Raw genomic sequence first — 21,781 nt, 5'->3', positions numbered from 1 at the left:
AATGTCTCCTATCTCCCGTACATCCTGATTCTAATACGTGCGCCGTTTCTTCGTCATAGCGCGGTCCAATAAGCCATAAAGCAAAAACCCGGCAACTCCGCCTCCTACATGGCCAAGCAGGCTGACACTTGGCGTTAGCACAGAGAAGATAAGCCCAAACGCCAAAATCGTGTAAACCGTCCTTCGCGAGCCCTGATCCAGCCATGCTTTACGGAATATGGCGATAAATAGAAAAGCCCCAAATACCCCGTAGATAGCTCCGGAAGCCCCGGTAGATAAATAAAAGATCCGCTCATCCCCGGTTAGGCCGTGTATAAGTCCGGTAAACAGATTCGCGAGGATACCGCATAACAAATAAAAAATCGCATATTTCACCGGCTTAAGCAGCCGTTCGAGTGGTGGAGCGAACACAAGGATCGAGAACATATTAAAAAAGATATGCTGGAGGCTCGAGTGCATAAACATCGAAGTGATGATCCGCCACGGCTCATTCAGACCAAACGAATTATCCGGCATAAAGCTGACAAAAGCACCGGATTGGACCAAATGGTAATTGTCGTTAATATCCCCGGTAACCAAGATTACAATGAAATAAATAAGGTTGAGCGCAATGATGACGGAAGTAACCGGATAAGCACGAAGATATCCGCGAAAGCTTTCATATCTTAAAAAAATCATTACGAATCTCCCCTTCCAACCATTGGACAATGCCGATTCATAAAGCTTATAATATATCCTGTTACAAACCCTAAACGTGAGAAGGAGGACATATCCATTATGTCACAAGAACGCACTGGCGTTGCCGCATTTAAAGGCAATCCTATTACATTAATCGGACCGGAAGTAAAAGTTGGAGACCAAGCTCCTGATTTCACAATCAACAAATCGCTCGTTGACTCCGTTTCCTTGAAAGATTTCGCAGGTAAAGTAAAGCTGATCAGCGTTGTTCCTTCTATCGATACTGGCGTGTGCGATGCACAAACCCGCCGTTTCAACGAAGAAGCTGCAAATCTGGGCGATAAAGTTATCGTACTGACTGTCAGTGTAGATACACCTTTCGCTCAATCCCGCTGGTGCGGTGCAGCCGGCGTAGATAAAGTGGTTATGCTGTCGGACTTCAAATCGCATGATTTTGGTCAAGCATATGGCGTATACATAAAAGAATTTGGCTTGGATATGCGTGCGATCTTCGTCATTGACGAGAACGATAAAGTACAATACGTAGAATATCTGTCCGAAATGACAGAACATCCAAACTACGAGCAAGCGATTAACGCGGTTAAAGCGCTCGTATAATTTAAGCATGAATAAAGCGAGTGAAGGCTTACCTTCCTCGCTTTTTTGTTATTTATGTGATTCCTTTTATGCCTTGAATGCGGCAAGTTTCTTGTCCAATGTACGGTAAATATCAAGAATAACCCGGTAATTGGAACCAAGATCCCCTAACGATCCTTTGGAAGCGGAATAAATATCAACTGCCGAGGTAACAGGATTCACGCCAATGACGGTTACGGTAATATCCATTGTACGTCCGGTCATCGTGCGTTTCTCCATGACAATCTCCCCAACTGACTTCACTTCGTGGAGCAGCTTGTAACCCTGCATCTTCTTCAGAGTGGACACAACTTCCTCCCACGCTTTTTCCTTTGAGAGCTTGTAGATATGTGATTTGAGCAGTGGGTCTTTAGCTTTATCGCCCGTCGCTTCGTGACTGCGAAGCAGTCCGATTAGAGTGCGCTTCAACAACGATGATCTCCCCCTCTAGCATCTATGTACGTCAAAATAATTGTAGCATGTTTATTTCCTTGAAAAAAGACCAGAAAACATGCTTCAACATACAAAAGCAGCCCCTTGATCATCACAGCACGATGACCAAGGAACTGCCGGTCTCTATAATGGCAAGAAAAAAACCCGCCTATGCCGTCCGACTCACATGTTTCTGAACCCGCTCTCGCAGGTGGGTGTCCGCAGAAACGTTTTTGAAATCCCTTTTTCGAGGGCTTGTCAGCCGCGTTCCAATATTGGTCTCCCTAGAAACAGCCATTGGTTCAAAACAACGTAAAGCCGAAACGAACATCGCAGGATGTATTGCTATTATAGACTTAAATCCGGCAAAAGTAAACTTGGGCTTGCTGCTATTTACTGGTTCCGGTCTCTCTCCGAATCAGCAAGCTCCGCAAACTCGTTTGCTTGCTCTTCTTCTGCTTTTTGTTTTTCCTTGTCCATCTGATCCTGGAGCTTGCGGTAAATCATGAAGAAGTTCCAGAACGATAGATAAGCAATGACACTTCCCATGAAGAATGGAATGAGGAACGTATACTGCGTGCTGAAGTACATTACCGCAGCGGCCATAATAGCCGTCGAGAACGAACGGATTGGACGTCCAATTGTAATGAGGATGGCGTTCTTCAGCAATTGAAACGTTTTCATATGATAGTGCACAAGCATCGAGAAAAAGTTAAACAAGGAAACCACAAGCAGAAGACAAATTGCCAGGTACAAGTAGGAGAACAGGTTGAATTGATCTTTGTAAACAACAAAATCAATAATCATGATTCCGAGTACTAAAGAATAAAAAATGCCGCCAATCATACTTTGAAAATAATTCTCTTTGTAACCGCGGAAGAACGTTTTGAACAATGGTACATCTACTTCACCCATCACCCATTTACGTGCAATCGTAAACATGGCTCCCGTAGCCGGGAATAGAGTGAACGGTGCGATAACCGCCATCATAATTAATGTCGCATATACCTGACTCGTAATCGCAGAATCAGAAGTATCTGCCGGCGCAGCGAGAAGTCCGCTCCAAGCGATAAATACAAACGGAATCGAACATACCAGCCATAAGATGTTAATGACCGCCAGACGCATTATCCATTCGGAAATCCGATACAAACCGCCAACAAGGCCTTTTGGTTCCATTTGATTCGCCCCTACCTCATAGAATAAGTTCATTAATAGGAAAAAAAGGGAAAGCCCGGATGCCCGCTAGGCATCACGGACTTCCCCTGATCTAGATAACTTAGTTGTTTACGAAGTCTTCAGACGAATATTTCGGACGGCGCGGCTCACTGTTGCTGCTGCTGTTGCTGCTGCGGCCTTCACCGCTGCGTCCGCGGCTTCCGCTTCCACCGTTGTTGTCGCGATTACGGCTTTCGTAGCCGCCACGGGAACCCCCGCTGCTGCGTTTGTCATCACGGCCACGGTATCCACCGCCGCCGCCACTGCCGCCTTGACCGCCGCGGTTGCCGCCGCCAAACGATCCGCCGGAGTAACGGCGCCCATTCGAACGGATATCCGGCTTGCGTTTTTTCGCGCGAAGCGGTTCTTCAGGCGTCAGTTCAACGTTGACGTCTTTCTTCTCGCCTGTGAGCAATTTCAGGGCAGCTGCCATCAAATGAACGGAATCGTATTGCTCCAGCAATTGGATTGCAATACCTTTGTATTCCGTGAATTCATCATTCTGAACAATTTCCAGAACGCGTTCAGCAGTGAGGCGTTGTTTGCCTTCAATCGCTTCAGCAAGGCTTGGCAAAGGTTTTTTGTTGATGCGTTGACGCGTAACTTTCTCGATGAAGTGCAGGTGATCTGTTTCACGAGGCGTCACGAACGAGTACGCCGAACCTTCTTTACCTGCGCGGCCAGTACGGCCGATACGGTGAACATAGCTCTCCGGATCTTGCGGGAGGTCAAAGTTGATAACATGCGTTACGCCGGAAACATCAAGGCCACGTGCTGCAACGTCCGTTGCAACGAGGACATCAATGCTGCCGTCACGGAACTTGCGCATTACGTTGTCGCGCTGGTTCTGAGACAAGTCACCATGAAGACCATCGGCCGAATATCCGCGTTTTTGCAGACCTTCGCTCAGCTCATCAACCCGACGCTTGGTACGGCCGAAAATAATGGCGAGCTCTGGTGATTCCATATCGAGCAGTCGGGACAGAGCTTCGAATTTTTGACGCTCGTGCACTTCGATATAGTTTTGTTCGATAAGCGGTGCAGTTACTTGCTTCGGAATAACCGATACATGCTCCGGGTTTTTCAAGAATTGTTGTGCCAGCTTTTGAATGTTCGCCGGCATTGTAGCCGAGAACAACAGTGTTTGACGCTCATCCGGCACTTGCTTCAGGATCGATTGAATATCTTCCATGAAGCCCATATCCAGCATTTCATCCGCTTCGTCAAGAACAACGGTTTGTACATCTTCAAGCTTAATCGTTTTGCGATTAATATGGTCGAGCAAACGGCCCGGTGTACCGATAATGATTTGCGGCTTCTTCTTCAGCGCGCGAATCTGGCGGCCGATTTCTTGTCCGCCATAGATCGGCAGTGAACGAAGACCTTTGTATTTAGTCAGCTTCCCAATTTCGTCTGCTACTTGGATAGCAAGTTCACGGGTCGGCGTCATAATCAGTGCAACGATACGTTCTTCACTAGTCGGAATTTTGTTGATGAGCGGAATTCCGAATGCAGCCGTTTTGCCTGTACCAGTCTGTGCTTGACCAATCATATCGCTCCCTGACATAGCAATGGGAATCGATTTGTCCTGGATAGGGGTAGATTCCTCAAATCCAAGCTCCGTAATTGCCTGCAACACTTTAGGTTCCAGGCCAAATTCAGCAAATGTTTTCAAACTTTTCTCATACTCCTTTTATCTGCAGCCTACTAAAAAATATCCAAACCATTATAGCACATAACAACTTACGAATACCAGCAATGGGCAAAAAGCCATACTACCATGGATTAACAACCGCTGAATTTCAGCGAGAAATGATCATGGAGCTAACCACAAATGAACAAATGGACCTTCAAGCCTGCCGTTACGGCAGTCGTTATGACTATAGGCGCTTTGCTAATTGCAGGCGCATTTAATTTATTCCTTATTCCCCATCAATTGCTAAGCGGCGGCCTGTCCGGTGTCGCCATGATGATTGGCTATATTACTGGCGGAAATATCGGATGGCTGTATCTGGTGCTTAATCTCCCGGTGCTGATCTGGGGCTGGTTCATCGTCGGCCGCCGGTTCATTATCTGGAGCATGTACACGGTCCTCGCCTCGACCTTATTTCTCCAGCTCATCCCGGTTACTGCGATTGCCAAAGATGTGGTGCTTGGCTCCGTCTTCGGAGGAATCATACTCGGCATAGGCACTGGTATGACGCTTCGTTACGGCGGCTCCTCCGGAGGTTTTGACATCATCGCATCTATTATAACACGCAAAAGGGATTTACCTGTCGGTTCCATTATTTTCACTTTGAACGGCCTTGTCATCGCAGCTCTTGTCCTGTTTACAAGGGATTGGAATCTGGCGCTCTATTCCCTGCTGTCCATCTATACCTGCGGCAAAGTCGTTGATATTATCCATGTCCGGCACATTAAAGTCACTGCCTTTATCATTACAACCAAGACCGACGAGATGCTGGCGAAGCTGCTCAGCCATCCTCGCGGCATCACTATAATTAAGACAAGAGGCGCTTACACCTCAACCGAAAAAGACATGCTGATGACCGTTCGTACCCGGTACGAGCTGGCTGAGTTGCGAAAAACGATCGCTTCCATCGATGCCCGGGCATTCGTTAACATCGTGGAAACGGTAGGGGTGATCGGCGATTTCCACCGGTCGAAGGAATAGGTCATGAATGAATATAGACAAACATGGAATCATATACATATCCCTATGTTTTTACAATTCATCCTGTTATAATGTGGTTATCCCGTTAATTTTGTTTTCTTGCCATATGATTTGCCCTGAACCTATGATGAAAGGGTGATGCTCAGGTGGATATGGAAACAGTCACATTGTCACAGATTGTGGAAAAGCTGGTGCCCGAGCTAAGTTCTTTCCTCACGAAGCGCGAGCTTGCGATCAACATCGTGCTGCGGGATGGATTAGCCGTTCTGGAACCGGAAGATGCAAGGGAAATTGTACACCACAGCATTTGCGAGCATCAAATAGAAGCTTTACTGCAATGACAAAATGGGGTATAGATTTTAGAATGTTTAGCCTGTCGGCTTCGTGCCGGCAGGCTTTTTTGTTTGCAGCCGGACATGAAACAATTGCCTGCTTAGAAAGGGTCCCGCTCGAAAAAAATAATGCCACGAAACCTTCTTCTGCTTTATACTTTGAATGAAAACGCTAACGGGGAGAGGGCATAATATGGACATTATCTTTTCGACGCTGATGCTTTTGTATCATCTTGTTACGGGAACGGGAGAAGAGAATGCCGCCTCGAAGCAGCTCGCCGCTTCACTTTTTAACGCAGCTGCCGGTCAAACCATCATTTCAGCCGTGCCCGCCAGCACCGCAACTACACCAGAGGCGACTGAAGACGGCATTAAGACGGATCCGCAGCCGGATGCACCCGCAGTCAAAGGCGTCTTCGTAACGGCGCACAGCGCTGGTGGAGCGCGTCTCAACACGCTGCTGAAGCTCATGGACGATACAGAGCTTAACAGCATGGTTATTGACATTAAAGATGATAACGGATACATAACCTATCCGACACAATCACCTGAGCTTCTGAAGCTGGGTACGGCGAAGAAATACATTTCTGACGTTCACGCTTTGATGTCCAAGCTGGAGGCGCATAAGGTCTATCCGATCGCGCGGATTGTGGTGTTCAAGGATACGGTTCTTGCCAAGAAACATCCTGAGTTTTCCTATCGTCACGAAGACGGTTCTTTATGGGCCAACGGCAACGGAGACAGCTTCGTTAATCCGTATATTCCTGAAGTGTGGGAATACAATGTGGCGATTGCCAAAGAAGCGGTCAGCCTAGGCTTCAAAGAAATTCAATTTGACTATGTAAGATTTCCGGAAGGCTTCGAGAAAAAAGCAGATTCCCTTGCCTTCACGAAAACCGATCAAAGCCGCGTTGATGCGGTTGCCGGCTTTGTACAGTACGCGAGAGAGCAGCTTGAACCGCTTGGTGTCCGCGTATCCGTCGATATTTTCGGCTATGCCGCATCTGTCCCTGCCGCTGAAGGCATTGGCCAGGACTTTGTAAAGATCTCAAGCGATGTCCATGTCATCTCGCCTATGATCTATCCAAGCCATTACAGTACCGGCTGGTTCGGTCAGCAGGATCCGGACAAAAGCCCCTACGCCACCATTGCCGGAGCGATGAAGGACACGCATAGAAAGCTGGATCCGATCGGCGACAAGAAGCCGATTATCCGTCCATGGATTCAAGATTTCACTGCCAGCTGGCTTGGCAAAGGACATTACATCAAATACGGTGCGGCCGAAGTGGAAGCCCAGATCAAAGCGCTCCATGATGCCGGTGTAGAGGAGTACTTATTGTGGAATGCCGGCAACAATTATTCAGAGGGTGTTAAATACTAAGAATTATTCGCCAACCGCGGGAAATGTCACACCCTACGCGAAATAACCTCCGCTTCCCATGACAAACAGAAAAACGGCTTCTTCGACCACTACCGGTCGAAGAAGCCGTTTTGTTTTTACTCAGCAGCTACTTTTGCTTTTTTCTTATGGTTGAACAATTCGTAAACCATCGGCACGAAGATCAGCGTGAGCAGCGTCGAGCTGATCAGACCGCCGATAACCGTAATTGCCATCCCTTTCGAGATAAGGCCACCCGACTCAAAGCCAAATGCCAGCGGCAAGAGTGCGCCTACAGTAGCAATAGCCGTCATCAGGATCGGACGCAGACGAGTGCCGGCTGCCTCAAGAAGGGATTCACGAACAGTAAAGCCTTCTTTTTGCTTTTGGATAACACGGTCTACGAGTACAATCGCATTCGTCACCACGATGCCAATGAGCATCAGCATACCAATCATTGCAGTAACGCTGATTGTCTCACCTGCAATGTACAAGCCAACGAGTGCCCCGATTACAGTGAATGGCAGCGAGAACAGAATTGCAAATGGTGTAAGTGCTCCGCCAAACGTGATAACAAGTACGAGGTATACGACCGCGATTGCGGCAAGCATCGCAAGTCCAAGCTGCATGAACGATTCTTGCATATCCTCGGCTACGCCGCCGATTTCAATATCCACACCTGCAGGCAATTTCATTTCATCAATCATTTTTTGCAGATCAGCAGATACGGCTGCGACATTGGACGATACGACATCTGCCGACACTTCCGCATTAATACGGTCGTCGAGGCGGGTAATCGTATTAGGCGATTTGCCTTCTTCAAAGGTTACAACATCCTTCAAAGCAACCTCGGCACCGGTTACCGGCGACTTGATCGTTACGTTTTCCAGATCAGATTTATCCTTGTATGTCTTGGTATCAACCTTCACATACACATTCACATCTTCATTATCTTTCTTGATCGTTGTCAGCACCGGATTATCTCTAACCGGGCTAAGCGCCATCGCAACTTGACCAGCCGTCAAACCATATTGGCTGAGCTTCTCCTGATCCGCTACCAGACGGTATTGATCATACCGCTCAGACAGGCTGGAATCTATTTTCTCCAGATCCTTATTCGCTTCCAGCTTCGTCATTAGATCAGTAACGACCGGATCAAGCGAATCCATGTCCGGACCGTATACAACCATCGAAATGGTCGATCCGCCTACACCGCCGCCGGCACCAAAGTCCTGCTCTTTCCATTCGCCTTTGCCGCCAAGCTTCTGAAGAAGCGGAACGACCTGTTCTTTCTCATCCCCAAAGTTCTTCATGTCTTCATCATAAGTCAGGTTAAACAAAGCCTGCTTCGATGCTGCCGGACTAAACGGATTTTGCCCGCCAACCGCGTACTGAACAATGGTGATCCCTTCGCGCTTCATCAATTCTTTCTCCGCGGAAAGGGCCATTTCTTCAACCTGCTCCTTCGTTTCGCCTGGAGCCGGATTATAAGTGACAATCATCGATTTCTGCTCATCGCCCGGCAGGAAGCTCATACCGATCAGCGGAGTGAGCGAGATACTGCCAATCAGCAGCACAATCGCGATCACGGATGTAATGACTTTATGGTTAAGGGACCATGCCAGAACACCTTTGTACCAGGTTGCCAGTCGGCCATGCTTATCGTGGTCAACCGCTTTGCCTTCCTTAATCCCTTTTCTGAACATCATATGCGCCAGCATCGGCACAACCGTGATAGCTACCAGCAAGGAAGCAAGGAGTGCAAATACAACCGTCAAGGCAAACGGGGTGAAGATCTCGCCAACCATGCCGGATACGAACGACAGCGGCAGGAATACGGCAATCGTTACGATCGTCGAGGACATGATCGGAACGAACATTTCACGCGTTGCATCGAGAATAAGCTCTTTACCCTTCAGCTTCTCGCCTTTTAAGGCCATGCGGCGGTACACGTTCTCGATTACGACAATCGAGTCATCAATTACCCGTCCTATCGCGATCGTCATCGCGCCTAACGTCATAATATTAAGCGTAATATCCATTTGAGCGAGCAGAAGCATCGCAATCAGAATCGACAGCGGAATCGATACGACGGCAATGACAGTCGAACGGATGTCGCGCAGGAAGATCATGATAATAACAACGGCGAACAATGCGCCGATAACCGCTTTGCTAAGCATCGTTTCAACTGATTTCTCAATTGGCGCGCCTTGGTCAAGAGTTGTCACGATGGTAAGACCGTCGTTTTTCTCCTCCATGGTTTTGATTGCGTCTTTCACATCGTTTACAACATCAACCGTATTGGCATCAGCTGCTTTTACAATGTTAATCCCGATGGAGTCTTTTCCATTCGTGCGGGATACAGATTCCGCTTTGCCTTCCACGGTTACTTTCGCGACATCGCTCAGTTTGACCGTTGGCATCAGAACAAGATTGTTCAGATCCTTTTCAGTCGTTACGTTACCATCGACAACAATGGCTTTCTCGGAATCTCCAAATTCGAATATGCCAAGCGGAGCTTTCATGGCCGAGGCTTGAATAATGCCTTTCACCATATCTTCTTTCAAGCCAAGCTGTGCGAGCTTCGCTTGATCAAATTCGATCTCGCCTTGCATGACGTTCTGACCGGAGATCTGTACATCCGCTACACCGGCAATACCTTGCAGATCCGGCAGGATGCTTCCATTGACGAGTTCCGTCAACTGCTCAAGGCTTTGGTTGTCATTCGCAATGCTAAGCGAGATAACAGGGAATGCATTCAGGCTGATTCGGGATACGCTTGGATCCTGTGCCCCTTCAGGCAGGGACAGATCGGCAAGCAGGCTCTTCACGTCACTTTCCGCCTTATTCATATCGGTACCAAATTTATACTGAATAATGACCGATGAAGCATTCTCGTAAGAGGTCGAGCTGACACTGTCGACACCTTCCATATTGCGTGTCCGCTGCTCAATTGGCTTCGTTATTTTCTCCATGACTTCTTCAGGCGCAGCGCCTGGAAGCACGGTCGATACACTTACAATCGGAACTGTGATGTCCGGAAGTGTCTCCATCTTCATGTTCAGGCCGGAATACAGGCCGGCGAAAAGGACGATTACCGTCATAATCCATAAAGCAAATTTGTTGTTCAGCGAGAACTTAATAATGCTCTTCAAACCTTCCACTCCTTCTCTATTGTCTAAACTTTGAACCGGTATCCGACGCCCCATATCGTCTCGATATATTGCGGGTTCGACGGATCATGTTCAATTTTCTCGCGCAGCCTCCGAATATGAACCGTTACCGTAGCTGCGTCACCGTTCGAGTCAAGACCCCATATCCGCTCAAACAGTTCTTCCTTCTCAAATACCCGGTTTGGATGTGCGGCAAGCAATAATAACAAGTCATATTCCTTGGAGGTCAACATAGCCTCCCGGTCATGGATCGTTACCCGCCTGGACGTTTTATCAATCAGCAGACCCCGGATACGGATTTGCTCATGGTTCTCGCCACGGTCAGCGGTCAGCCGTTCATATCGGGCCAGATGAGCCTTTACCCTTGCGACCAGCTCACTGGGACTAAACGGCTTTGTCATATAGTCATCCGCGCCAAGACCAAGCCCTCTGATCTTGTCGATATCTTCTTTCTTAGCCGTTACCATGAGTACAGGAATATTGTTCGTTTGCCTGATCTGCCGGCAGATCTCGAACCCGTCCAGCTTTGGCAGCATGACATCCAAAATAATCAAATCATAGGATCCGCCTAATGCCTTCTGCAGCCCGATATCCCCGCGCCCTTCAATCTCCACGGAGAAGCCGTGGCTCTCCAGATAATCCCGCTCCAACTCGGCAATGGCCTTCTCATCTTCAATGATTAATATGCTCTTCATGCTCTGTCACCGTTCTTACCGGCAGCGCTTTTGGGAGTAGCAAGCAGAATCTGGCTCCGCCAGCCTCTACATTTTCCGCCCAAACCTTACCGCCATGCCCTTCAATGATTTGTTTGACGATTGCGAGACCAAGCCCGCTTCCGCCAGTCTCCGAATTACGGGATTGCTCAGCCCGGTAAAACCGATCGAAGATATAAGGAAGATCTTCCTTCTCAATTCCTGGCCCCGAATCTTCGATTGCGACCAGCACATGATCGCCACGCTCCCAAACCGATACCCTTACTCGCTTGTCCGCTGATACTGGCAGCTGGCTCATATATTTCTCGCTATTGTTCAAAATATTGGTAAGCACCCGGCCAAGCTTGTCCGGATCAGCTGCAATAAGCAGCGGCTGGTCGGAGAAACTTTCAAAGCTGAGCCACACGCCGGATTTCTCCAGATCAAACCGCTGCTCATCCAGGAAGTGCTCCAAATACTTGGTCATGTCTATCGTCTTGAAATCAAAGGCGACTTTATGCAAATCCAGCTTGGAAAATAAAAACAGCTCATCAATCAACTGATCCATATCGTTGGCTTTATGATAGATCGTCTCCATATACCGTTGACGCTTCTCATCGGTGTTGGCTATTCCGTCCATAATCCCTTCCACATAACCCTTAATAGCTGAGATCGGCGTCTTCAAATCATGGGAAATGTGAGACAGCAGCTGCTTCCGGTTCTCCTCGTACTGAAGGCTTTGGTCGATGGATTCCTTAAGCTGAATCCTCATGGCTTCAAACGCGGCAGCGAGCTGACCGACTTCTCCTTTGCTCCTGACAACAACCTGCTGTGACAAGTCGCCGTCTTTGATCTGCAGGGCAGCCGTTTTCAGCGCATGAATCGGCCGAAAAATACTGCGGGAAACGAAGTAAGTAAGGAGCAAACTCGTAAGTCCAACAACCGCACTAAAAATTAACGCACCCACTGGCCGCCAGAGAGGCGGTACAACATCATATCGCCTGAGAAGAAGCATCTGGCCGCTGTGCCCATCGGGATATTGGAAAGAGATTTCATTGATCTGGAACTTAAATGCCTTGAAGGATACAGCATCCGGTGATTCGTTGAACAAAGCCTGCCAGTCTTCATGCGGCGACAGCTCCTTCAGAAAGAGCGGAACATCGGTGATGACTTCATCCTTGGCAAAAATGATACCCGCCCATTGTTCGGCCAGCCTTCGCTGAAGATCTTCGATGTAGCCGGGAGAGGAAAGCTTGTCGGTATCATTCTCAATGACATATTTCAACTCCCCGTAGATCAGGGACTGATTCGTCTTCTCCTCCTTTTCCACGCGGAAATATTCCCGAAGATCCTGCATTCCGCCGGCATACAGCAGAAACACCACAAAACTTAGGATCAGAACCATCGGAAGAAATACCATGGCCACATACGACAAATACAACTTCACTCGAATGGACAAACGATACTCACCCTGACTTACAGCAGTTATTGAATCTATCGTTTATCATACCTCCGAATTCTAAACGAACTCGTAACCATTTCTTACAAAGTTCTTACAAATCCGTCGGCAACGTAACGATAAAGACAGAGCCTTGGCCAAGCTCACTTTCGACCTTAATCGTGCCGTGATGCATCTCTACGATTTTCTTCACAAGCGACAGACCAAGCCCGCTTCCCCCAACCTTGCGGCTTCTTGCCTTATCCGCCTTGAAGAACCGTTCAAAAATCAGCGCCTGCTGGTCAGCGGCTATCCCAATTCCGGTATCCTTGATACGGAATTCCGCATGGCCTTCGGTCTGCGCAAGCGTAATGTCGATCTGCCCGCCTTCCGGTGTAAACTTGATGCTGTTGCTGATCAAATTGATCCAGACCTGACTGAGCAGATCTTCGTCCGCTTCCACATATATATCATCCAGATCCGCGTTAAGATCAATTGACTTGGCCGTCCACTGCGGCTCGCAGGAAAGAATAAGCGTCCCGAGCTGGCGATCGAGCCGGTAACGCTTCGGTTCGAAGGGATGCTTCTCCGAATCGAGCGATGCCAGCCGGAGCAGATTCTCGCTAAGCTTGGACAGCCTGGAGCTTTCACCTTCGATAATACGCAAATATTTAAACCGGGTGTCAGAATCAATCGATTCATTCTGCAGCGCACGAGCAAAACCGCTGATGGACGTCAGCGGTGTCTGAATTTCATGCGACACGTCCGAGATGAACTCCTGGCGAAGCTCCTCCAGCTTCTCAAGCCCGTCCGCCATCAAGTTAATCTCATCAAGAATCTCCATGTATCTGGGATCCATCCTGCCGAAGTTTAGACGCACCTTGAAGTCCCCTTGCGCTATCCGTCTAAGGGCGTCTTTCATCGAATTCGTAAATTCTTTGTGTCGCTTGTGAAAAAATAAAAAGCCAATCAGTTGAATCACGAGCCCCATTAAAAACAGACCGCCAAGCAGATTCAGCAGTTGAGCAACATAATGATGAGGAGTCCAATCGATTTTGTTATATAACCAGTAACTGAAATAATAGACGGCCGTCCAGCTACTTGTAATAAACAGCAGCATGAGGCTGATTTGACCAAGCCTAGTGACTACCTTTAGCGCGAGCTTCAGCTTATCTCTCATATTTTACCCCTGTACCTCCATGCGGTAGCCAAGGCCCCTGATCGTACTGATCCGGAACGTATGCTGTGACTCCGGGAACCTTTCGCGCAGCCGATTAATATGCACATCCAACGTCCGTTCATTGCCTTCGAAATCATATCCCCATATCTCTTCTATCAGCTGCCCGCGCGAGAACGATTGGCCCGGATAGCTGGCCAGCTTGAACAGCAGCTCGAATTCCTTAAGCGGCAGCGTCATGCTCTGTCCATTAGCCTGAACGACATATGTCTTCCGGTTAAGAATAAGATCCCCCGCTTGAACGGTCTGTGAAGAAGCAATCCGGTAGCGTTTGAGCAGAGCTTTCACTCTGGCGATTAACTCAAGCGGCTCAAACGGCTTAACCAGATAATCATCTGCGCCAAGCTCGAAGCCCTTCAGCTTCTGGGCGGTTTCCCCCTTCGCCGTGAGCATGAGCCGCGGCAGATCATAGTGATTGCGGATCTCGGCGCATAACTCCCAGCCGTCCATGTTCGGCATCATGACATCCATAATCACGAGATCCGCTTTTGCGGAATCCAGTACATCCAAAGCCTCTTGGCCATCGCTTGCTTCCAGAACCTCAAAACCTTCTGTCTTTAAATAATGAGTAACCAGCTCTCTAATATGAGCATCATCGTCGACCACCAATATGGTTGCCATCCGTCATCTCTCCTTCTTTCATTCAACCGTCTCCAGACGCAGCTGCTGATGGGCAAACTCACGATACAGCTCATGCGATCGTATTAATTCTTCATGAGTGCCTCTTCCCGTAATGGTCCCCTTCTCGACGAACAAAATCTGATCGGCATCCACAACAGTAGACAGCCGGTGCGCAATAACCAGCGTTGTCCGCCCCACCATCAAATTGTCGAGCGCTCGCTGTACAACAATCTCCGATTTGCTGTCCAGACTTGAGGTTGCTTCATCCAGCATCAGAATTTGCGGGTCGCGAAGGATCGCTCTGGCAATCGCAATCCTTTGGCGCTGTCCGCCGGACAGCTTGATGCCGCGCTCGCCAACCTCCGTCTCATACTGGTCAGACAGCTCCTCAATAAAGACATCGGCGTAAGCCATCTTTGCCGCCTGCTTCATTTCTTCTTCCGTAATCGCTCTGCCTGTGCCGTAGATAAGATTATCCCGGATTGTTCCCGCAATAATTGGACTTTCCTGCGACACATAACCAATCTTGCAGCGCCAGGCATGAAGGGAGAGGTCAAAAATATTGTCCTTTCCGATCCGGATTGTGCCCTGCTGCGGCTTATAAAACCGCTCGAGCAGCGAGAACAGGGTTGTTTTCCCGCCTCCGCTTGGTCCAACAATGGCTGTAACGGTCCCCGGCTGGAGTGTAAAATCTATATTTTCAAGAACATCATCCTGCTCACCATAAGCAAAGGACACATGTTCTACGACAATCGGCTGTCTTGCGTTGTGCAGCTCACGGCCTTGATGAAGTGGTTCTTCATCCGCATGCAGCGTAGCGATAATCCGTTCCGTTGCCCCGATTGCCTTTTGCATCTGAGTGAAAAATTGCGAGATCTGATTAATCGGGAATACGATCTGGATTAAATATAGAATAAAGGCGACCAGATCACCTGCCGACAGCTCGCCAGACGATACACGCATTCCGCCATATGCAATAATCAGCACAAGCATCCCCATCATGACTAACCCTATAATCGGGAAAATAATCGCTTGCAGCTTGCCTTCGCGGATTCCTAAACGGAGCAGCTTGCCGATTGACGATTTTCCATTGTTATATTCATAGTCTTCTGCATTAGATGCCTTTACTAACCGGATTTCCGATAAAGCCTGGTCCAATACCGTCGTAAAAACGGCTGTCTCATCCTGGAGCTCCCTCGAAATCTTCGTCATCTTCCGTCCTACCGGAATAAAGACAAGCATCGCAATAGGCACAGCCGTCAGCATCAGCAGCGTCATCTTCCAGTCCAGGAACAGAAGGATGGATACCGCCCCAATAATAGAGATAAGTCCATTGAAAAAGCCCGTCAGATGCTCCGTAATCAAACCTTTTACAATGCCTGTATCATTAATGACCCGGCTTACCGTGTCCCCCGTCCGGTGTTTATCGAAATAAGGAACGGTGAGTACCAGAAGCTTTTTCCACAAGCGGTCACGGAGACTAGCAACAACCGACTGTCCGATCCGGTTCAGCATATAGATGGAAATGCCGGATGCGGCCGCCTGCCCCAAGAAGGCTATGCATAACCCAACGATTTGCATAGTACTTATATCGGTAATCGAAAAGCTGTCCACTACATTTTTCGTCATTAAAGGTACGGCCAGCCCTACAACCGTAGACATGACGCTTAATCCTATCGCGATCCCAAGCATCCATTTTGAAGGCTTCGTCTCGAGAATCAGCCTCAGAAAGGGACGCCAGCTCCCTCCGCCTTTACGTGTGATTTCTTCTTGCTTCATCGAAATGAATTCACTCCTCATCGCATTCTTTACAGTTAAAGAATACACAGACATTGTAAACCCAATTTAAACAAAAAGACGCCAGAGCAATAATTGCTCTGGCGACCTGTTAATTATGCATGTCCTATTGGGAAAGGCGAAGAGCCAGGTTATACATTTCCATGTTAAACGGCTTCTTCGAATGAACAACGGTATCGATATCCGTTGTAACCAGCTCGCCGCGGATAATCCCGCAAGCTTTGCCGGACTCGCCTGCCATCAGCTGATGAACCGCAAAGTCGCCAAGGCGGCTTGCCAGAATCCGGTCAATCGCAGTAGGAGTACCGCCGCGTTGAATATGGCCAAGAACGGTTACGCGCGGCTCCAGACCGCAGCCCTTCGTAATTTCACGGGCAACGTCTTCGCCGCGTCCTGCGCCTTCGGCTACAACTACGATACTGTGGCGCTTGCCTTTCGCGAAGTTGCTCTCCATGCGCTCGGATACTTCCGCCATATCAATTGGCACTTCCGGAACGATAATCGTCTCCGCACCGCTCGCGAGACCGGCATAAAGAGCGATATCTCCGCAATGACGGCCCATCACTTCCACAACCGACGAGCGCTCATGCGACGACATCGTGTCACGGATTTTGTTGATCGCGTCAACCACGATGCTGACAGCCGTATCGAAGCCAATCGTAAAGTCCGTAAACGGAATATCATTATCGATTGTGCCCGGCAGACCCATTGTTTTGATACCAAGCTTGCTCAATTTGTTCGCGCCTTGATAGGAGCCGTCGCCGCCAATTACAACCAGGCCGTCAATACCGCGTGCACGCAGAACATCAGCACCGCGCTGCTGGCCTTCCGGTGTCATGAATTCTTTACAGCGAGCCGTTTGAAGAATGGTGCCGCCGCGTTGGATAATATCGCCTACGCTGCGCAGATCCATTTTGAACAAATCATCATTAATCAGACCTTGGTAACCTCGCTGAACGCCATATACATCAAGACCGTTATACAAAGCACTCCGGACTACGGCGCGCAAGGCCGCGTTCATGCCCTGGGAGTCGCCTCCGCTCGTTAGTACAGCAATAGATTTTACAGATGACATAATCATTCCTCCAAGTAGTTTATCTAAACCTGTTGTCTTCGAATCCAGATGCTGTTGACCAAAAAAAACAGGCGGGTAAGCGGACTTTTCTTCATCAGTTTGCGGGATGCGGCAAGCACATCCGATTGGGTCCGAACCTTGGGATCGGATAAATAAAGAGCTAACAGCCCTTCAATAATAAGCCGGTGGAAGCCGGCTGACGGGAGCTTCTTCACATCTTCCCTCGCCCGATTCCCAATCGTCACAATCCGTTCGACAAGCTGATGCTGACTTTCATAGTAGTGACAGAAATTCAAATCGCCACCGGCGCGGTCCTCTTCCTGATCGATTAAATAATCGAGCATAATATGGAGACCGCACACATGTGGAAAATATATATTTTTAATTGCTTCCGCGTCTTCCGGACGTAATGTCTCGTCACTCGCCGCCGTAAACAGCATAAACATGCCCAGCGTCGAGCCCGTTGCGGCCGCAAATTCGTTCCAACATAATCCGGGATATTGCCCGGCATACTTGTCCCACCAGGCGAGCAGCCGCTCCTCCCGTAAATCTTTGCGGATATGCTTGTACACCTGAAGATCGCTGTACAAGCCAACAAGCTCCGCAACATACGGCTGAGCCGCAGAATACGAAGGAAGCATCGAAACACAGTGTTGACATAATTTTACCAAATGATGCAAATAGCCGCCGTCATTTCGTTCCTGGCGCAAAGCATAATAATCCTGCACCGGTGCTGACGGATCAATCGCATCCAGCATCGATTGATGAAGCAGCCGAAAATCATCCGGGTTGAGTGACGTACTCCTGTCGCACAGATTATCCAAATAATCGCTTATCGTCTGCAGCGCCACAATTAGCGGAATAAGAACATATCGTTCGTCCAGATTCATCGCGGCATAAATCGCACCGCCCTGGCAATGAAACTTCTTGCTTTCCATACTTTGCAGAGCTTGTGTCCGAAGCTCCGGATCGGGAATCTGCTCCGCCAACCGGCGCAGCTTGCGCAGCTCGATATTGACTTCAGGCAATATGTACTTATAGACGCGGTGCATGAGCTTAAGAGAGCTCTCGGGAACCCGATTGCCGGCTAAAGTCATTAATCTCACAAAGCACCCCCTTCTAAGACAGCCTTAAGAATGCCGGCGGGAATCCAGCTCTTGATTCGTGCGGTACCAGATATGCAAGTCGTTAATCCGGCTCGCGTATTCAGCTATCTCCGCGTTTAAACGGCAAGACTCTTCGAAATTTTCTTCTTCAAACAATTCATTTTGCATGCGGTTAATGATTCTCTCAAATTCCATTACCCGATCTGGTATTGTTCCCCTAATGAGCTCCCACTGCTCCACAATGACCAACTGCTCTGCGGGACTATACTGCTCCCAGTCCACATCAAGCACCGGCAAAGCGATTAGCAGCCGCTCATTCCACTCAAACCGATACATAAACATTCGTGAACCTCCAGACAATAATGTACCATTTCAACAAGCAATAATCCAGCCTATCATGCTATACTGTTAAACAATGTTGTTTTGTAAAGTACATGCTTACGAAGTAAGAATTATCGCGAAGAACGTGCGTTAATTCTTTTCAGGAGGAAAACGAATGGATAATTCAGACAGCGCGGCTCCTTCCGCAGCTACGGTCAAACGGGATACGTTATCCCTGCGAGCCTTCAGTTTCTCGATGTACTCTACGCAGGCTCTGCTTATATCTTACATTCCGCTATACTTTATGGATCAAGGGTTCTCAGCGCATCAGATCGGCATTATTTATTCGACCGGTCCCTTTATATCGATCTTTGCCAATCTGCTCCTTGGTATGGCCAGCGATCGGTTTCAGACGATAAAGAAGCTGCTGACGATTCTATTGTTTGGACAGCTGGCCATGATCTCCTTGCTGTTCCCGGTTCAGCATTTCGCAATTATTTGTCTGGTCATGACGGCCTTCTACTTCTTCCAGACACCTATGAACCCGCTCAGCGACAGCCTGCTCCTGCTTGCAAGCGAGCGTATCAAAACCCCTTATGCGCTCATCCGCATATTTGGTTCACTTGGTTTTGCCGTATCCGCTTATCTGTTTGGTTTTATTCTGAAGGAGTATGGCTCCGACTGGACTTTGCCGCTCGGTTTATGCACGATTTCGGTCACCATTGTGCTGTCGTTCTTCCTGAAAGATTACCGCGGCAGTACACGCAAAATTGAGTTTTCGGGCTTCTTCAAATTGCTGCGGAAACCGGAAATTTTATATTTTTTCTTCATTATATTACTCGTCTCCATCAGCCACCGGATGAACGAAAGCTTCCTGGCCGTTGCCCTGCGGCAAATGGGCGCTTCCGATTCCCAGGTTGGGCTGGCATGGCTGTTCTCCGCCATCAGTGAAATCCCGGTATTGTTCCTGATGGGCAAATACGGTCACAAATTTAAAGAGCTGCCGTTACTCGTATTCGCCTGCCTGATGTACATGGTGCGCTTTTGGCTTGCCTCGGTGCTGGACGATCCGCGTCTTGTGCTCAGCACGCAGCTCATGCACAGTGTCAGCTTTGGCATTTATTTCTCAACGGCGCTGCGTTATCTGTCTCAATTGATCCCGGATGAATACCGTTCCTCCGGACAAGCCGTGTATGCCGTGGTATGGTCAGGACTAGCCGGACTCATCAGCGGTACGTTAGGCGGTTATTTCTTTGAGCATTTTGGACGGAGCAGCTTTTATCAGATGGGAGCAGCGCTTGCCCTCCTCTCTGCGGTACTCTTCTTATGCAAGCATTTATTTGGAAAGAACAACGCTTAATAAGCAAAAAAAAAAGAGATCCTCTCGGGTTAACGAGAAGGATCTCTCTTGCTCTCTTGCGTGCTTATAAGCGGTTGATCTTATAATTTAATGACGTTAGACGCCTGTGCACCGCGATTGCCTTGTGTGATTTCGAATTCTACCGACTGTCCTTCTTCAAGCGCCTTGAAGCCATCCCCTTGAATAGAGGAATAATGAACAAACACGTCTTCGCCATTCTCTACCGAGATAAAACCGTAGCCTTTCTCAGCGTTAAACCATTTAACTGTTCCCTTCAACTGACACAACCTCCTAGAATAGCCGCCGCTTGTCGCGGCGAGTAAACCCATTATATCTCCCTAATTTGGAAAAATCAACAAGTCGTAATCCGTAAATATTGACTGGAACCGGGTATAAAAGGAAGCCTCGATGGCAGAAGCTCCGGCTCTCCGCCATGCTCTAAAATAGCGGCCAGCAGCTCATCCATCCGTTCGAACGGCTTCCAGCCTAATGAATAAAGCGGATAAACTCTCACCTCTCCGCCTGGCTTACATACGCGCATTAATTCCAAGATGGATTGCTTATGAAATTCAAAGCCAAACTGCTCGGCATATAGAAACAGGAAATGACTGCATAATACAAGCGAAAAAGTATCGTTCCGGAATGGCAGGCCGGGTAATGAACCCGCTATATATCGGCTGCGGCCTTCTGCAGAATGTAGATGCTCGCGAAACCGCCGAAGCGATTCGAGCCGCCCTTCCCGGTGCTGCTCCAGACTGCCATAATAGCTCCAATCGAAATAATCTCTCAGTTTATCAAGTTTTGCTGTAGAGGTATCAATCTCGGCTGCCGCTTCTTCGATCCATTGGTTAGTGTCCAGCACATAGCGGGGATCCGCTGCGATCGCGTCATAACCACGGAGGGCGGCATCTGCCGCAAAGGATGAACCGCCTCCGGCAACATCCAGCACGCGGCCTAACTTCAGCTCTTTCTCCGTTAAATCAAACATTCTCATGTACTCGTCAAACCCGCGGCATGTCATCGCCACGCCAACCTGCTGATACACATCTCTACTCATCTCACACACGCTCCTCGTCTCATCTCTTCTCATCTCAGCTCTGCATTAGCAGCATCTGGCATCCCAGCATTCCCGCCCCGGGGCGGAATAACCTAATACTACCATTTGTTATTATTGATTTCCACCCATGAATTTGGCTATGATGAACAGTATATCTAGGCAAGAAAGGTGGAAGTCAGCTAATGTTTAAAAAACACGAAATTTATAAAACCGATAAATACAATATGCTTACCGTGGAGGTTCAAGGCAAAACCTTGATCGTCCGTGAAATATCCGACCAGTGGGGCGAAGAATGCCACACCTTCGTAAGCCGACCTGAAATGATGCATTGGGCGGAAAACCGGTTCAAGCCGGAACAATTCGTCGGACGTGAAGAAGAACGGGAAAATATTATAAAAGCACTTAAAGACGTTTAATCCGGCAGGAAATATTAACCTGTGCGGCGAACATATCGTAACACCACGCCGCATAGACAATACACAAGCGCTTGCTGCAGAATTGCGAAGCAATTCTTAGCTTATGCTTACGAAGCAGAATTGCTTCGCAATTCTTAGCT

The 21,781-nt window shown here is 48.5% G+C and carries 21 protein-coding genes and 1 other RNA gene; 6 read left to right on the top strand and 16 right to left on the bottom strand.

What is annotated here, in order from left to right; all coding sequences use genetic code 11:
- Positions 1 to 30: 30 nt before the first annotated feature.
- Positions 31 to 678, bottom strand: a complete 648-nt coding sequence (locus BM200_RS21765) for a rhomboid family intramembrane serine protease (RefSeq protein WP_091188765.1) — start codon at positions 676 to 678, stop codon at positions 31 to 33.
- 99 nt (positions 679 to 777) lie between these two features.
- Between BM200_RS21765 and tpx the strand changes: the two genes are divergently transcribed.
- Positions 778 to 1,296: a thiol peroxidase gene (gene tpx / locus BM200_RS21760; protein WP_091188764.1), complete on the top strand. Its 519-nt coding sequence runs from the start codon at positions 778 to 780 to the stop codon at positions 1,294 to 1,296.
- Between the two features lie 66 nt (positions 1,297 to 1,362).
- Here the strand turns inward: tpx and BM200_RS21755 are convergent, their stop codons facing one another.
- The 4 genes from BM200_RS21755 to cshA all read right to left on the bottom strand — a co-directional run bounded on the left by BM200_RS21755 (position 1,363) and on the right by cshA (position 4,639).
- On the bottom strand, positions 1,363 to 1,746 hold the full coding sequence (locus BM200_RS21755) for a DUF1499 domain-containing protein (RefSeq protein WP_091188763.1): 384 nt from the start codon (positions 1,744 to 1,746) through the stop codon (positions 1,363 to 1,365).
- A gap of 158 nt (positions 1,747 to 1,904) precedes the next feature.
- Positions 1,905 to 2,088, bottom strand: a non-coding RNA gene (ssrS, locus tag BM200_RS21750) — 6S RNA.
- Positions 2,089 to 2,139: 51 nt separating this feature from the next.
- Positions 2,140 to 2,925: a YesL family protein gene (locus tag BM200_RS21745; protein ID WP_091188762.1), complete on the bottom strand. Its 786-nt coding sequence runs from the start codon at positions 2,923 to 2,925 to the stop codon at positions 2,140 to 2,142.
- A gap of 100 nt (positions 2,926 to 3,025) precedes the next feature.
- Complete coding sequence (cshA, locus tag BM200_RS21740) at positions 3,026 to 4,639, bottom strand: degradosome RNA helicase CshA (RefSeq protein WP_091188761.1); 1,614 nt, start codon at positions 4,637 to 4,639, stop codon at positions 3,026 to 3,028.
- A 159-nt stretch (positions 4,640 to 4,798) separates the two neighbouring features.
- Between cshA and BM200_RS21735 the strand changes: the two genes are divergently transcribed.
- The 3 genes from BM200_RS21735 to BM200_RS21725 all read left to right on the top strand — a co-directional run bounded on the left by BM200_RS21735 (position 4,799) and on the right by BM200_RS21725 (position 7,351).
- Entirely contained in the window at positions 4,799 to 5,638 is an 840-nt protein-coding gene (locus BM200_RS21735; RefSeq protein WP_091188760.1) for a YitT family protein, read from the top strand.
- Positions 5,639 to 5,790: 152 nt separating this feature from the next.
- Positions 5,791 to 5,979, top strand: a complete 189-nt coding sequence (locus BM200_RS21730) for a hypothetical protein (protein WP_091189279.1) — start codon at positions 5,791 to 5,793, stop codon at positions 5,977 to 5,979.
- 184 nt (positions 5,980 to 6,163) lie between these two features.
- Positions 6,164 to 7,351: a putative glycoside hydrolase gene (locus BM200_RS21725; RefSeq protein WP_091188759.1), complete on the top strand. Its 1,188-nt coding sequence runs from the start codon at positions 6,164 to 6,166 to the stop codon at positions 7,349 to 7,351.
- Positions 7,352 to 7,467: 116 nt separating this feature from the next.
- On the opposite strand, the gene BM200_RS21720 is transcribed toward BM200_RS21725, so the two are convergent.
- The 9 genes from BM200_RS21720 to BM200_RS21680 form a co-directional block, all read right to left on the bottom strand.
- Positions 7,468 to 10,503, bottom strand: coding sequence for an efflux RND transporter permease subunit (locus tag BM200_RS21720; RefSeq protein WP_091188758.1), 3,036 nt, complete (start codon positions 10,501 to 10,503; stop codon positions 7,468 to 7,470).
- Positions 10,504 to 10,526: 23 nt separating this feature from the next.
- Entirely contained in the window at positions 10,527 to 11,216 is a 690-nt protein-coding gene (locus tag BM200_RS21715; RefSeq protein WP_091188757.1) for a response regulator transcription factor, read from the bottom strand.
- Entirely contained in the window at positions 11,194 to 12,672 is a 1,479-nt protein-coding gene (locus BM200_RS21710) for a sensor histidine kinase (RefSeq protein WP_091188756.1), read from the bottom strand. Before BM200_RS21710 ends, BM200_RS21715 begins: the two co-directional genes overlap by 23 nt.
- Before the next feature lie 94 nt (positions 12,673 to 12,766).
- Positions 12,767 to 13,831 (bottom strand): sensor histidine kinase, encoded by a 1,065-nt coding sequence (locus tag BM200_RS21705; RefSeq protein ID WP_091188755.1) that lies wholly within the window; start codon positions 13,829 to 13,831, stop codon positions 12,767 to 12,769.
- A 3-nt stretch (positions 13,832 to 13,834) separates the two neighbouring features.
- On the bottom strand, positions 13,835 to 14,509 hold the full coding sequence (locus tag BM200_RS21700; RefSeq protein WP_091188754.1) for a response regulator transcription factor: 675 nt from the start codon (positions 14,507 to 14,509) through the stop codon (positions 13,835 to 13,837).
- 18 nt (positions 14,510 to 14,527) lie between these two features.
- Positions 14,528 to 16,288: an ABC transporter ATP-binding protein gene (locus BM200_RS21695; protein ID WP_091188753.1), complete on the bottom strand. Its 1,761-nt coding sequence runs from the start codon at positions 16,286 to 16,288 to the stop codon at positions 14,528 to 14,530.
- Positions 16,289 to 16,412: 124 nt separating this feature from the next.
- Positions 16,413 to 17,381, bottom strand: a complete 969-nt coding sequence (pfkA, locus tag BM200_RS21690) for a 6-phosphofructokinase (RefSeq protein WP_091188752.1) — start codon at positions 17,379 to 17,381, stop codon at positions 16,413 to 16,415.
- Positions 17,382 to 17,404: 23 nt separating this feature from the next.
- Positions 17,405 to 18,478: a tetraprenyl-beta-curcumene synthase family protein gene (locus tag BM200_RS21685; protein WP_091188751.1), complete on the bottom strand. Its 1,074-nt coding sequence runs from the start codon at positions 18,476 to 18,478 to the stop codon at positions 17,405 to 17,407.
- Between the two features lie 33 nt (positions 18,479 to 18,511).
- Positions 18,512 to 18,829 (bottom strand): hypothetical protein, encoded by a 318-nt coding sequence (locus BM200_RS21680; protein ID WP_091188750.1) that lies wholly within the window; start codon positions 18,827 to 18,829, stop codon positions 18,512 to 18,514.
- Between the two features lie 154 nt (positions 18,830 to 18,983).
- Between BM200_RS21680 and BM200_RS21675 the strand changes: the two genes are divergently transcribed.
- Positions 18,984 to 20,168, top strand: a complete 1,185-nt coding sequence (locus tag BM200_RS21675) for an MFS transporter (RefSeq protein WP_091188749.1) — start codon at positions 18,984 to 18,986, stop codon at positions 20,166 to 20,168.
- 80 nt (positions 20,169 to 20,248) lie between these two features.
- Here the strand turns inward: BM200_RS21675 and BM200_RS21670 are convergent, their stop codons facing one another.
- Together BM200_RS21670 and BM200_RS21665 are read right to left on the bottom strand one after the other, a co-directional pair.
- Positions 20,249 to 20,446 carry a cold-shock protein gene (locus BM200_RS21670; RefSeq protein WP_015843721.1) on the bottom strand — a complete coding sequence of 66 codons (198 nt, stop codon included), beginning with the start codon at positions 20,444 to 20,446 and terminating at the stop codon, positions 20,249 to 20,251.
- Between the two features lie 74 nt (positions 20,447 to 20,520).
- The gene (locus tag BM200_RS21665) at positions 20,521 to 21,225 is read right to left on the bottom strand and encodes a class I SAM-dependent methyltransferase (protein ID WP_091188748.1); all 705 of its coding nucleotides are present in this window, start codon (positions 21,223 to 21,225) and stop codon (positions 20,521 to 20,523) included.
- 182 nt (positions 21,226 to 21,407) lie between these two features.
- Here BM200_RS21665 and BM200_RS21660 point away from each other — a divergent pair, with 182 nt between their 5' ends.
- On the top strand, positions 21,408 to 21,641 hold the full coding sequence (locus BM200_RS21660; RefSeq protein ID WP_091188747.1) for a hypothetical protein: 234 nt from the start codon (positions 21,408 to 21,410) through the stop codon (positions 21,639 to 21,641).
- The last annotated feature ends 140 nt before the right edge of the window (positions 21,642 to 21,781 follow it).

It is taken from the genome of Paenibacillus catalpae (assembly GCF_900112695.1).
Lineage (GTDB): Bacteria > Bacillota > Bacilli > Paenibacillales > Paenibacillaceae > Pristimantibacillus > Pristimantibacillus catalpae.
The sequence above is the reverse complement of the archived record's forward strand: the minus strand, read 5'-3'. Positions and strand labels throughout refer to the sequence as shown.